The sequence below is a fragment of the Kitasatospora sp. NPDC057904 genome, assembly GCF_042887925.1.
Classification (GTDB): domain Bacteria; phylum Actinomycetota; class Actinomycetes; order Streptomycetales; family Streptomycetaceae; genus Kitasatospora.
The window spans coordinates 14,035-26,400 of sequence record NZ_JBHVOL010000039.1 but is presented as its reverse complement, the minus strand read 5'-3'; the positions used below and the strand labels follow the sequence as shown (position 1 = coordinate 26,400).

Sequence of the window (12,366 nt, the reverse complement as noted above, 5' to 3'; positions counted from 1 at the left end):
GAACCGGTCTGAGCGCCCCCGCGCTGGCCACCGACTACGTGCAGGCCCAGGGGCTGGCCGGGCTGAGCCTGCGTCCGCTGGCCGACACGCTCGACACCGGCCTACGGGTGCTGATCTACGACTTCAGCAGCAAGCAGGAGCTGTTGACTCCCGATCTCCCCGGCGTGAGCGCCGGGGATTTCCTGCCACGCTGCGTGCGGCATCGCTGCGCGGGCGTGGCGGTCGGTTCCTGGTTCCTCCCCATCACTGGGGGTTGCTCGCGCGCCTCTGATTCCCGACCAGAGGTCTTCCAGCGATCCGCAGGCGTTTACCCAACTCGGTTACCCGGTTGGGGCCGGTACGTCCCCCGGTCTGTGGTGCTCTTTCATGGCCGCTCGGATGCGGCGGCCTTCGGTCTTCAGGTTGCGGCCGGAGTTGATGTCGCGGTCATGGGTGGTGCCGCAGTTCGAACAGGTCCACCGGCGCACGGACAGTCCGGGCAGGCCGCGCGGTCCGGTGCGGTGTCTGCAGTCGGAACACAGTTGGGTGGAGGGGAAGTCCCGGTCCACCCCGATCACCATGCGTCCCGCGCGGGCGGCCTTGTACTCCAGCATGTTGACGAACTGTGCCCATCCGCTGTCGTGGACGGACTTGGCCAGGTGGGTCCTGGCCATGGCGCGGATGTCCAGCGTTTCGACGTACACGGCTTGGTTCTCGCCGACGAGTCGGGCGCTGAGCTTGTGCTGCCAGTCCCGGCGGGCGTTCGCCACGTGGGCGTGCTGCCGGGCGACCTTGACGCAAGCCTTGTTCCGGTTGTGGCTGCCCTCGGCCTTGCGGGACAACACGCGCTGCGCCTTCCTGAGCTTCTTCTCGGCGCGGCGCAGCCATTTGGGGTGGTCGATCCTGCGTCCGCCGTCGAGGACGGCGAAGTGCTTGAGTCCGAGGTCGATACCGATGTCGGCGTCGAGTTCGGGCAGCACGTCGGCGGCAGAGTCGGTCTCGATGACGAAGCTGGCCCAGTACCGTCCGGCGGGGTCCTTGATCAGGGTGACGCTGGTGGGGTCGGACGGCAGTGTGCGCGTCCATGTGACCTTGAGGTCGCCAATCTTGGGCAGGTGCAGCCGACCGTCGGTGATCTTGAACCGGTCGGAGCGGGTGAAGCGGGCCGACTGGCGCCCATACTTCGACTTGAATGACGGCTCTCCGACCTTCGGGCCCGGTCGCATCCCGGCCTTGGACCTCTCGTGTTCGGCCCACGCCTTATCCAGGTCGCGCAGCGACTGCTGCAGTACGCCCACCGGGGCGTCAGCCAGCCATGGCCGTGCACCGGAGCGTTTCGCTTCGGTAATGACGATTTTGGACAGGTCCGGGTTCTTCGGGACGCGGTTCCACGGCCCTTCGGCAAGCCGCTTGCGCGGATTACCGAGGGCTTTGTTCGACTCCTTCACTGGCTTGATCAACGCCAACCCGGCGTTCCATACAGCCCGCTTGCACCCGAACACGCGGGCAGCACGCTTGCACTGACCTACTGTCGGGTCTACCCGGAAGGAGTAGCAAAGCTGCATGCCAACCACCATAGGAGAGTCGGTTGGTTTATGGCTCTAAATCAGAAAATTCGCGCTGGAAGGCACGGCGCTTTCGCACTTCATGCCCACGTGGTTTCGTAACGAAGCATCGGAAACGGGTGTTCGCCGACGCCCTCCTCAAGCGGATGGAAGAGATCACACGGGCGTTTCGCCGCGCTCCTGCGGGCTTGACGACGGCGCCGGGCACGCGCGGGGCCCGTGCCATCCCCTCGGATGGCACGGGCCCGGGCAGGCCGGCCGGCTGGTCAGGTGCGGCTGTTGGTGGCGCGGGTGCGCCGGGAGACGGAGTCCAGGACGACGGCGGCGAGCAGGACGGCGCCGGTGATCATGTACTGGATGGCCTGGGCCGCGTGGACCATGTCGAGTCCGGTGGTGATGGACTGGATGACGAGGATGCCCAGCAGTGCCGACCAGGTCTTGCCGCGTCCGCCGAAGAGGCTGGTGCCGCCGATGACGGCGGCGGCGATCGCGCTCATCAGGACGTTGCCGCCGCCGAGCTGCTTGTCGGCGGAGCCCTGCTGGGAGGCGATGAACAGGCCGCCGAGGCCGGCGAGGGTGGCGGAGGTCATGTAGACGGAGATGCGCACCCAGGCGACGTTGATGCCCGCGCGGCGGGCGGCCTCGACGCCGCCGCCGACCGCGAAGACCTGGCGGCCGTAGGCGGTGCGGCGCAGCACGAAGTCGGTGGCGAGGACGACGCCGAGCAGGACGACGAGCGGCAGGGGCAGGCCGCGGTCCTGGTTGAGGGCGTAGGCCAGCGGCAGGGCGAGGACGGCGAGGGCGCCGGTGCGCAGGGCGATGTCGGCGGTGGGGCGGGCGGTGAGGCCGAGGGCCTTGCGGCGCTGGGCGGTGCGCAGTTGGGCGGCGAGGTAGAGGGCGGGGGCGAGGACGGCCAGGGCCCAGGCGTAGACGATGTCGCCGTCGCCGAGGAAGTTGGTGTCGAGGGTGGCGATGAGGCCGTCGTGGCGGTTGTTGACGGTGCCGAGGTCGCCGAGGACGTAGTCCTGCAGGCCGCTCCAGGCGAGCATGCCGGCGAGGGTGACGACGAAGGCGGGGACGCCGATGCGGGCGAAGAAGAAGCCGTGCAGGGCGCCGATGGCGCAGGCGGTGGCGAGGGCGATGAGGACGGCCTGCCATTCGGCGAGGCCTTCGCGCACGGCGAGGACGGAGGCGATGGCGGCGCAGACGCCGGCGACGGAGCCGAGCGAGAGGTCGATCTCGCCGAGGAGGAGGACGAAGACGACGCCCACGGCGATGAGGCCGGGTCCGGCGATGTACTTGGTGATGTTGGTGAGGTTGTCGGCCTGGAGGAAGTGGCCGGTGGCGGACTGGAAGATGACGGCGATGAGGATGAGGCCGAGGACGACGGGGGTGGAGCCGAGTTCGCCGCTGGTGAGGCGGCGGCGGGCCTCGTCGAGGTAGCCGCTCAGGCCGGTGGAGCGCACCAGCAGGCGCGGGTCGGCGGCGGGGGTCTTGGCGGCCGGGGTGTCGGCGCCGGTGTCGGTGGGGGTGCTCATGCGGCGTCCTCCTGCGAGGCTCGGCGGGCCTGGCGGCGGGTGACCGCGTTGTCGGTGGCGCCGGTGATGGCGGAGACGATCTGTTCCTGGGTGGTGTCGGCGACGGTGAAGACGCCGTTGTTGCGGCCCAGGCGCAGGACGGCGACGGTGTCGGCGACCGCGCGCACGTCGGCCATGTTGTGGCTGATGAGGATGACGCCCAGGCCGCGTTCGCGCAGGCGCTCGACGAGGTCGAGGACCTGGGCGGTCTGTTCGACGCCGAGGGCGGCGGTGGGCTCGTCGAGGATGACGACGGCGGGCTCGCCGACCAGGGCGCGGGCGATGGCGACGACCTGGCGCTGGCCGCCGGAGAGGGCGGCGACGGGGATGCGCACGTCGGGGATGCGGATGGACAGGGTGTCCAGGAGCTCGCGGGCCTGCTGTTCCATGGCGACCTCGTCGAGGAGGCCGCCCCGGAGCTTCTCGCGGCCGAGGAAGAGGTTGGCGACGACGTCGAGGTTGTCGCACAGGGCGAGGTCCTGGTAGACGGTGGCGATGCCGAGGGCCTGGGCGTCCTGGGGGCGGGTCAGGCGTACCGCCTCGCTGCGCCAGGTGATGGTGCCCTCGTCGACGGGGTGGACCCCGGCGATGGTCTTGACGAGGGTGGACTTGCCGGCGCCGTTGTCGCCGACGAGGGCGAGGACCTCGCCGGCGTGGACGTCGAGGTCGACGTCGGTGAGGGCCTGGACGGCGCCGAAGCGCTTGGAGACCGCGCGCAGTTGGAGGACGGGTGCGCCTGTCACGTGAACCTTCTCGTGTGGTGGGGTGCTTGGAACGTGGGACCGGGCGCCGGTGTTACTGGAGGCCGGCGGCGGCGCAGGCGGCGGCGTAGTCGGCGGTGCAGATGTCGGCGACCTTGTAGAGGCCGTCGGCGACGACGGTGTCCTTGATGTTGGCCTTGGTGACGACCTTGGCGTCCAGGAGCTTGGCGGGGATGGCCTTGTCGGTGTCGCTGTCGACGCTGGCGGTGGCGAGGGACTTGACGTCCTTGCCCTTGAGGAGGTCGACGGCCAGTTCGGCGGCGGAGTCGGCGAGGGGGCGGTAGGCCTTGTAGATGGTGTAGGCCTGGTCGCCGGTGACGATGCGCTGGATGGCGTCGAGGCCGGCGTCCTGGCCGCCGACGGGGACCTTGATGCCGGAGCTCTGGAGCTGGGTGATGATGGCGCCGGCCATGCCGTCGTTGGCGGAGTAGACGGCCTGGAAGCCGGTCTTGCCGAGCTGGGTGACGGCGGCGCCGATCTTCTGGGAGGCGACGGTGGGCTTCCACTCGCCGGACTGCTCGTAGACGACCTTCTTGACCTTGCCGTCGAGGACCTTGTGGGCGCCGGCCTTGAACTGGGCGGCGTTGGGGTCGGCCTCGTCGCCGTTGATCATGACGATGTTCGCGTCGGAGGCCTGCGGGCCGACCGCGTCCAGCAGGGCCTGGCCCTGGAGTTCGCCGACCTTCTCGTTGTCGAAGGAGACGTAGGCGGCGACCGGGCCGGTGGCCAGGCGGTCGTAGGCGACGACCTTGACGCCCTTGGCGGCGGCCTCCTGCACCCAGCCCTGGGTGGACTTGGCGTCGTAGGCGTCCAGGACGATCACCTTCACGCCCTGGGCTATCAGGGTGTCGAACTGCTGCTTCTGCTTGGCGGCGCTGCCTTCGGCGTTGTTGTAGAGCACCTTGCAGTCCGCGCACAGGGACTTGACCTTGGCCTCGATGAAGGGGCGGTCGAAGGACTCGTAGCGCGTGGAGGAGGCGTTCTCGGGCAGCAGCAGGCCGATGGAGGTGCTGTCGCCGGAGGCGGCCGAGTCCTTCTTGTCGCCGCCGGCCTTGCCGCACGCGGCCATGGACAGGGCCATCGCGACGGCGGTGGTGGCGATGAGGGCGCGACGCGTCATTGCGTTCATGGGTGGGGTGCCTCTCGTGGACGTCGCCGCGGCGCAGCGGCGGAGTGGGGGGAGTTAAACCTGCCCACGCGTATGGCGTCAATAAGTAAATCCATGCTCCGGGGAATCGGCCATCATTCGTTATCTTCGTGAACGCTTGCCCGGGATCGAAACCTGGAGGATTCTCCAAGGGCCAGGTCAGGGCGTCGGGCGCGGCGGCGGGGTCCGGGAGCTGATCCATCTGACGAAGTGTCAGGTTACGGTCAGGTCGTTCCTGGTCAGGGGCGGCGGGAGCGGGCCGTGAACGCGCAAGGGGATGCCCGCCGTCCCCCCGTGACAGCGGGCATCCCTGCTTCTTGACGTGGCGTCAGGGGCGGTCGAGGGTGATCGAGTTGATCGGACCCAGGTCGTACCAGACGCCGTTCTGGGCGGCGATGTCGTAGACGCAGTCGGCGCCGCCCGCGCCGCGGCACAGGTGGGCGTGGGCGCCGCCGGTCTGGTTGTTGAGGACCCAGTGGTTGCCGTACTGGCCGCTGAGGTTGTGGGCGCCGTAGCTCCAGAACACGTCGCTGGGGGCGGAGGCGGGGTTCTGGTTCTGCGGGTAGATGCAGACGGCGCCGGACGGGCAGCCGGCCCAGGAGCCGTCGGCGGCGCCGGCGCTGCCGGCGGTCAGGGTCGTCAGGGCGGCGGTCGTCAGGGCGAGTGCGGCGGCGGCGTGGGTGATCCTGCGCATCAGGTGGTTCTCCCTTGCTGGTGTGCGCTGGTCTGGCCAGTGCCGTCAGCGTAGGAAGAAGCGGGCGGCGGCGGTCCCTGACAGGTGACAGGGTCCGCGCCGCCGCACGGGGCGCTCAGAGTTTGGTGGCGGAGAAGGTGTCGCACTGGGTCATGTCGCCGCCGCGGTAGCCGGTGGTGAACCAGGTCTTGCGCTGGTCGGAGGAGCCGTGGGTCCAGCTCTCCGGGTTGACCTTGCCGGTGGCCTGCTTCTGGATGCGGTCGTCGCCGACGGCCGCGGCGGCGTCCAGGCCCTGGGCGATGTCCTGGTCGGTGATCGAGGTGATCAGCGGGCGGCCGGTGGAGGGCTGCTTGGTGGTGGTCGCGTAGTGCGCCCACACCCCGGCGTAGCAGTCGGCCTGCAGCTCCAGGCGCACCGAGGCGCTGGTGGCGCCCTGGCGGTCGCCGCCGACCTTCTGCATGGCGCCGGTCAGGGTCTGGATGTGGTGGCCGTACTCGTGGGCGACGACGTAGGACTCGGCGAAGGGGCCGCCCTTGGCGCCGAAGCGGCTGGACAACTCGTCGAAGAAGCCGAGGTCGAAGTAGGCCTTCTGGTCGCCGGGGCAGTAGAACGGGCCGACGGCGGAGGTCGCCGGGCCGCAGGCGGTGTTGACGCGGCCGGTGAACAGCACCGTCTCGGCGCTCTTGTAGGCGGTGCCGCGCCTGGGCAGTTCGGTGCGCCAGAAGTCCTGGAGGCTGTTGGTGACGGCGACGATGCGGCAGTCCTGGCGCTTGTTGGCGTCGGCGCCGGTCTTGCAGGCCTGCCCCACCTCGCCGGCGGTGCGGGTGCCGGCGGAGGAGGTGGAGCCGCCGCCCGAGGACAGGCCCAGCAGCTGGGGGTCCACGCCCAGCAGGACCGCGAACAGCACGGCGATCAGGCCCACCGCCCCGCCGCCGATGGCGACCTTCCCGCCCGGGATGCCGCGCCGGTCGTCGACCTGTGAGGTGTCGAGGTCGCCCTGGTCGTCGAACTGCATGCCTGTGCCCGCTTCTGTCTCGTCGTCGTACGCGTGTGCCCGCCCCGGGTCCCCGCGGCGGGCCGCACCAGCCTACGGGGGCGGGCGGCCCAGGCCCGTCACCGAGCGGGGCTCACGCGCGGGAGGGGCTCACGCGCGGGCCGCGAGTCCGGCGCCGCCCACCACGCGCAGCAGCTCCAGGCGCCCGGCGCTGTCACTGCCCGGCGCGGCGCTGTTGACCACCAGCACCTGGTCCGTGCCCCCGGCGACCAGCACCTCGCACTCCAGCTCCAGGCGCCCCACCTGCGGGTGCAGCACCGTCTTGCGGCTGCTGCGCCGCACGGCGACCTCGTGGCGCTCCCAGTAGGCGGCGAACTCCGGCCCGGTGGCGTGCAGTTGGGCGAGCAGTTCGGCCACGCGCGGATCCCCGGGGCGGGCGGCGTGGGCGGCGCGCAGGTGGGCGACGTGACCGCGGGCCAGGTCCTCGTGCTCCTCGGGCGCGAACAGCTCGCGCGAGGCGGGTTCGGCGAACCAGCGCAGCACGAGGTTGCGCCGCCCGGGCGGGTGCGCGGCGACGTCGCCGAGGAGGGCGGCGGCCATCGCGTTCTGCACGAGGACGTCACCGAGGTCGGACAGCACCTGGGCGGGGGTGTCGTGGAGGCGGTCGAGGATGAGCAGCAGGCCGGGGCGCACGTGGGTGAGCGGGCTGTGACGGCGCGGCGGTTCGTGGCCGGAGAGGTGGAAGAGGTGGTCGTGCTCGTCCTCGCTCAGGCGCAGGGCGCGGGCCAGGGCCGCCAGGAGCTGGGGCGAGGGCTGGGGGCCGCGGGCCTGTTCGAGGCGGGCGTAGTAGTCGACGGACAGGCCGGCGAGGTGGGCGACCTCCTCGCGGCGCAGCCCGGGGGTGCGGCGGCGGGCGGTGGGCGCCAGGCCGCAGTCGGCGGGGGTGAGGCGGGCGCGGGAGCGGGTGAGGAAGTCGGCGAGGGCCGGTCGGTCGATCATGCGTCCAAGGATGACCCGGCGGGGCGGGGTAGCCAACTGTTGTCAATTTCATCAGCGTTCCTCAATAATTCGGGCGTTTCGTCCGGTTGTCGGTGATGAGCGGTACGGTCGGCTGGTGATCGTGACGCAGGCGTACCGGTTTGCGCTCGACCCGACACAGCGTCAGGCCAGTGCGTTGCTGCGGCATGCCGGGGCGGCGCGGGTGGCCTACAACTGGGCGCTCGCGCGGGTCAAGGCGAACCTGTCCCAGCGGGAGGCGGAGAGGTCCTACGGCATCGAGGACCTGACGCCCTCGTTCGGCTGGTCGATGTACTCCCTGCGCAAGGCGTGGAACCAGGCCAAGAACGACGTCGCACCGTGGTGGCCGGAGTGCTCCAAGGAGGCCTACGCCACCGGACTGGACCAGCTCGCCGCGGCGCTGAAGAACTGGTCCGGCTCCAGGAACGGCAAACGCAAGGGCCGCCCGATGGGCTTCCCGCGCTTCAAATCGAAGAACAAGGCCGTCAAGTCCTGCCGGTTCACCACCGGCGCCATCCGCCTGGACGGGCGCACGCACGTCGTGCTGCCCGTGCTCGGCCGGATCAAGACGCACGAGTCCACCCGCAAGCTCGCCCGCAGGATCGAGAACGGCACCGCGAGGATCAAGTCCGCGACCGTGCGCCTGGACGCCGGGCGCTGGCACGTCGCGTTCTCGGTCGAGGTCGACCGACCCGACGCGGCACCGGCGCGGCCGGACGCGGTGATCGGCGTCGACCTCGGTGTGAAGACCCTCGCGGTGTTCTCCGACGGCCGGCCCCCGGCCGAGAACCCGAAACACTACGACCACGCCCGCCGGAAGCTCCGGCGCCTGTCGCGCACCGTCTCCCGCCGCACCGGCCCCGACCGCCGCACCGGCCGGCAACCCTCGAAGCGATGGCTGCGCGCCAACGACCAGCGCAACAGAGTCCACCACCGCGTCGCCGACCTGCGCCGCGACGGCATCCACAAACTCACCACCGAACTCGCCCTCGAGTACGGCACGATCGTGGTCGAAGACCTCAACGTCGCCGGGATGGTCAAGAACCGCAGACTCGCCCGGGCCGTCTCCGACGCCGGATTCGGCGAGATCCGCCGCCAACTCGCGTACAAGACCGAATGGAACGGCGGCCGGCTCGAAGTCGCCGACCGCTGGTTCCCCAGCTCCAAGACGTGCTCCGACTGCCGGGCAGTGAAACCCAAACTGCCCCTGCGAGTACGGACCTTCAGCTGCGAACACTGCGGCCTGGTCATCGACCGCGATGAGAACGCCGCACGCAACCTCGCTTCCCTCGTGAAGCACCACGTCACCGGGAGTGGCCCGGAGACGCAAAACGGACGTGGAGCCGACCGTAAGCCGGGACCAGCTCCCGCCGGTGGCCACGAAGCGTCAACCTCGCACCGGCCCCGAGCCGGATCAGACGAGGACCTTTGCCCAGTAATGGGCAAATCCTTGAGGATCACTGATCCCTCAAGGGACGGATCGGCGGTCCGTGGTTGGAGAGGTCTCTGCCGCGGCGCTCCGGGGGCGGGCAGGGTTTGTTCCTGTCAGCGGTGAACGGCTGTGGACGGAGAAGACTGTGACGACGATTCTGGTGACGGGTGCGACGGGCAAGGTCGGGCGGCGGCTGGTGCCGCGGCTGGTGCGGTGGGCCGGTGCCGGGCGGGTGCGGGTGCTGGTGCGCGACGCCGCCCGGGCCGGCGACCTGGCCGCCCTGGGGGTGGACGTGGTCAGCGGGGACCTGCGGGAGGCGGGCGACCGGGCGCGGGCGCTGGACGGCGCGTCGGTGGTGGTGAACGTGGCGGCGGCCTTCCGCGGGGTGCCCGAGGAGGAGGTGTGGGCGGTCAACCGGGACGCGGCCGTGGCGCTGGGGCGCGAGGCGGCGGCGGCCGGGGTGCAGCGGTTCGTCCAGGCGAGCACGACGCTGGTGTACGGGCGGGGGCTGGGGCGCCCGGCCGTGGAGGAGGACCGCCTCGCCCCCGACCCGGCGTGGGGGATCTACCCGGTGTCCAAGGCCGAGGCGGAGGCGGGGCTGGCGGAGCTGGGCGGGCGGCTGCCGCTGGTGGTGGCGCGCCTGGCGTTCGTCTACGGCGAGGGCGACCCGCACCTGGCGGACTCCCTGCACTGGGCCGGCGCCTGGCCCGCGCACCAGCGGCTGGCGACGGTGCACCACGCGGACGTGTCGCAGGCGCTGTGGCGGGCGGCGGTGACCCCGGGGATCGCCGGGCGCACCTACAACGTGTGCGACGACGCGCCGCTGACGGCCTGGGACCTGCACGTCCTGAACGGGGCCGCGCACCCGGGCGGCGGCGCTGCGGCGACGGCGGAGTTCGACCCGTGGGAGGGCCAGGGCTCGACGGCGGCGGCGCGCCGGGACCTGGGGTGGCGCCCGCAGTACCCGTCGGCGTGGGCCGCGCTGGAGGCGGGGGCGCTGTAAGGGGTCCGCCCCCGGGCCCGGTGCGGGCGGGGGCGGACCGGGTGGCTCACGCCGTGGGCACCGGTGCGGGTGCGGGGGCGTAGCCGGCCGGGCGGGTGGTGAAGGTGCCGCGGCCCTGGGTGCGCGAGCGCAGGCGGCTCGCGTAGCCGAACAGCTCGGCCAGCGGCACCACCGCCGTCACCTGGGCGCCCGCCCGGGTGACGTCGGTGGCCTGGACGTGGCCGCGGCGGGCGGCGAGGTCGCCGAGGACGGTGCCCAGCGCGTCCTCGGGCACGCTGACCGTCACCTGGACGACGGGCTCCAGCAGCTGGAGGCGCCCGGCCCGCAGGGCCTCGCGCACGCCGTTGCGGGCGGCGGTGCGGAAGGCGAGCTCGGAGGAGTCCTTGGGGTGGGTCGCGCCGTCGGTGAGGGTGACGCGCACGCCGGTGACGGGGTGGCCGCCGAGCGGGCCCTCGGCGAGGGCGTCGCGGCAGCCGGCCTCGACGGCCTGCACGTACTCGCGCGGGACCCGTCCGCCGGTGACGGTGGACGCGAACACGAACTCCTCCTCTTGTGTGTTGTCCAGGGGCTGGACGTCGAGCACCAGGTGCGCGAACTGGCCGGCGCCGCCGTCCTGTTTGACGTGCCGGTGGACGAAGCCGCTGACGCCTGCGGCCAGGCGTTCGCGGTGGGCCACGCGCGGGCGGCCCACGACGGTGTCGATGCCGTGCTCGCGGCGGATCTTCTCCGCCGCGACCTCCAGGTGCAGCTCCCCCAGCCCGGCCAGCGTGCGCTGCCCGGTCTCGGGGTCGGTGCGCACCCGCAGCGACGGGTCCTCCTCGGCGAGGCGGGCCAGCGCGGTGGCGAGCTTGTCGGTGTCGGCGGCGCGGCGGGCCTCGACGGCGACGGTGACGACGGGCTCGGCGCTGGCCGGGGCCTCCAGCAGGATCGGGGCACCGGGCGCGCACAGGGTGGCGCCGGCGCGGGCGGCCTTGGGGCCGATCACGGCGACGATGTCCCCGGCCAGGGCCCGGTCGGTCTCGGTGCGGCGGTCGGCCTGGACGCGCAGGATGCGCGCGACGCGCTCCAGGCGGCCGGTGGCGGTGTCCAGCACGAGGTCTCCCTTCTCCAGTCGGCCGGCGTAGACGCGCAGGTAGGTCAGGCGTCCGGTGGGGGCGGCGCTCACCTTGAACGCCAGGGCGGTGAACGGCTGCCCGGGGTCGGCGGCGCGCTCCAGGACGGTGTCGTCGCCGGGGCCGGCGGTGCCGCGCACGGCGGGCACGTCCAGCGGGGAGGGCAGGTAGGCGCAGACGGCGTCCAGGAGCGGTTCGATGCCGCGGTTGCGGTAGGCGGAGCCGCACAGCACCACCACCGCCTCGCCGGCGGCGGTCAGGTCGCACAGGGCGGCCGTCAGGGTGGCGGCGCCCAGGGCGCCGTCGGTGCAGAACTCCTCCAGGGCGCCGGGGTGCAGGGCCGCCACCTCCTCCTCCAGGGCGCGCCGGCGGGCGGCGGCCTCGTCGGCGAGGTGCGCGGGCACCGGGTGCTCGCGCATGCCGTCCTCCTCGCTCCAGGTCAGGGCGCGCAAGGTGATCAGGTCGACGACGCCGGTGAACGCGTCCTCGGCGCCGACGGGCAGCTGCACGGCCAGCGGGTGCGGGTGCAGGCGCTCGCGGATGGAGGCGACGGCGGTGTCCAGGTCGGCGCCGGCGCGGTCCAGCTTGTTGACGAACGCGATCCTGGGCACGCCGTGGCGCTCGGCCTGGCGCCACACCGACTCGCTCTGCGGCTCGACGCCGGCCACCGCGTCGAACACCGCGACCGCGCCGTCCAGGACGCGCAGCGAGCGCTCGACCTCGTCGGCGAAGTCGACGTGGCCGGGGGTGTCGATGAGGTTGATCCGGTGCCCGGCCCAGGCGCAGGAGACGGCGGCGGCGAAGATGGTGATGCCGCGGTCGCGTTCCTGGGGGTCGAAGTCGGTGACGGTGGTGCCGTCGTGGACCTCGCCGCGCTTGTGGGTGGTGCCGGTGAGGTAGAGGATCCGTTCGGTGACGGTGGTCTTGCCGGCGTCGACGTGGGCGAGGATGCCGAGGTTGCGGACGGCGGCGATCGCGGTGGCGGTGCCGGTGGTCGTGGTGGTGGCGGTGCTGGTGGTGGTCTCGGTGCGCATGGCCCGGCCTTTCGGAGGTGATCCGCGGGTGGGTGGGCGCGCGATTCGACG

Annotated in this window: 10 protein-coding genes; 2 read left to right on the top strand and 8 right to left on the bottom strand. The window is 72.1% G+C overall.

Going from position 1 to position 12,366, the window contains the following annotated elements; translation table 11 throughout:
- Positions 1-320 precede the first annotated feature (320 nt).
- The 7 genes from ACFVSN_RS43145 to ACFVSN_RS43115 form a co-directional block, all read right to left on the bottom strand.
- Complete coding sequence (locus ACFVSN_RS43145) at positions 321-1,544, bottom strand: RNA-guided endonuclease InsQ/TnpB family protein (RefSeq protein ID WP_387596922.1); 1,224 nt, start codon at positions 1,542-1,544, stop codon at positions 321-323.
- A gap of 266 nt (positions 1,545-1,810) precedes the next feature.
- On the bottom strand, positions 1,811-3,082 hold the full coding sequence (locus tag ACFVSN_RS43140; RefSeq protein ID WP_380446744.1) for a sugar ABC transporter permease: 1,272 nt from the start codon (positions 3,080-3,082) through the stop codon (positions 1,811-1,813).
- Positions 3,079-3,864 carry an ATP-binding cassette domain-containing protein gene (locus ACFVSN_RS43135; RefSeq protein WP_387596919.1) on the bottom strand — a complete coding sequence of 262 codons (786 nt, stop codon included), beginning with the start codon at positions 3,862-3,864 and terminating at the stop codon, positions 3,079-3,081. The genes ACFVSN_RS43140 and ACFVSN_RS43135 overlap by 4 nt, the downstream gene beginning before the upstream one ends.
- 52 nt (positions 3,865-3,916) lie before the next feature.
- Positions 3,917-5,011: a sugar ABC transporter substrate-binding protein gene (locus ACFVSN_RS43130; RefSeq protein WP_387596916.1), complete on the bottom strand. Its 1,095-nt coding sequence runs from the start codon at positions 5,009-5,011 to the stop codon at positions 3,917-3,919.
- A gap of 346 nt (positions 5,012-5,357) precedes the next feature.
- The gene (locus ACFVSN_RS43125; protein WP_387596913.1) at positions 5,358-5,723 is read right to left on the bottom strand and encodes a hypothetical protein; all 366 of its coding nucleotides are present in this window, start codon (positions 5,721-5,723) and stop codon (positions 5,358-5,360) included.
- A 115-nt stretch (positions 5,724-5,838) separates the two neighbouring features.
- The gene (locus tag ACFVSN_RS43120) at positions 5,839-6,738 is read right to left on the bottom strand and encodes a neutral zinc metallopeptidase (RefSeq protein WP_380446733.1); all 900 of its coding nucleotides are present in this window, start codon (positions 6,736-6,738) and stop codon (positions 5,839-5,841) included.
- Positions 6,739-6,867: 129 nt separating this feature from the next.
- Entirely contained in the window at positions 6,868-7,713 is an 846-nt protein-coding gene (locus ACFVSN_RS43115; protein ID WP_387597036.1) for a helix-turn-helix transcriptional regulator, read from the bottom strand.
- A gap of 118 nt (positions 7,714-7,831) precedes the next feature.
- Here ACFVSN_RS43115 and tnpB point away from each other — a divergent pair, with 118 nt between their 5' ends.
- On the top strand, positions 7,832-9,289 hold the full coding sequence (tnpB, locus tag ACFVSN_RS43110) for an IS607 family element RNA-guided endonuclease TnpB (protein WP_387958985.1): 1,458 nt from the start codon (positions 7,832-7,834) through the stop codon (positions 9,287-9,289).
- A gap of 22 nt (positions 9,290-9,311) precedes the next feature.
- Entirely contained in the window at positions 9,312-10,169 is an 858-nt protein-coding gene (locus tag ACFVSN_RS43105; protein ID WP_387596907.1) for an NAD-dependent epimerase/dehydratase family protein, read from the top strand.
- 46 nt (positions 10,170-10,215) lie between these two features.
- Here the strand turns inward: ACFVSN_RS43105 and fusA are convergent, their stop codons facing one another.
- Entirely contained in the window at positions 10,216-12,315 is a 2,100-nt protein-coding gene (gene fusA, locus ACFVSN_RS43100) for an elongation factor G (RefSeq protein WP_387596904.1), read from the bottom strand.
- Positions 12,316-12,366 lie beyond the last annotated feature (51 nt).

Excerpts from the sequence above, each read along its gene's own strand:
- ACFVSN_RS43145 (WP_387596922.1), bottom strand. The coding sequence starts at position 1,544 with ATGCAGCTTTGCTACTCCTTCCGGGTAGACCCGACAGTAGGTCAGTGC.
- ACFVSN_RS43140 (WP_380446744.1), bottom strand. The coding sequence starts at position 3,082 with ATGAGCACCCCCACCGACACCGGCGCCGACACCCCGGCCGCCAAGACC.
- ACFVSN_RS43130 (WP_387596916.1), bottom strand. The coding sequence starts at position 5,011 with ATGAACGCAATGACGCGTCGCGCCCTCATCGCCACCACCGCCGTCGCG.
- ACFVSN_RS43125 (WP_387596913.1), bottom strand. The coding sequence starts at position 5,723 with ATGCGCAGGATCACCCACGCCGCCGCCGCACTCGCCCTGACGACCGCC.
- ACFVSN_RS43120 (WP_380446733.1), bottom strand. The coding sequence starts at position 6,738 with ATGCAGTTCGACGACCAGGGCGACCTCGACACCTCACAGGTCGACGAC.
- fusA (WP_387596904.1), bottom strand. The coding sequence starts at position 12,315 with ATGCGCACCGAGACCACCACCAGCACCGCCACCACCACGACCACCGGC.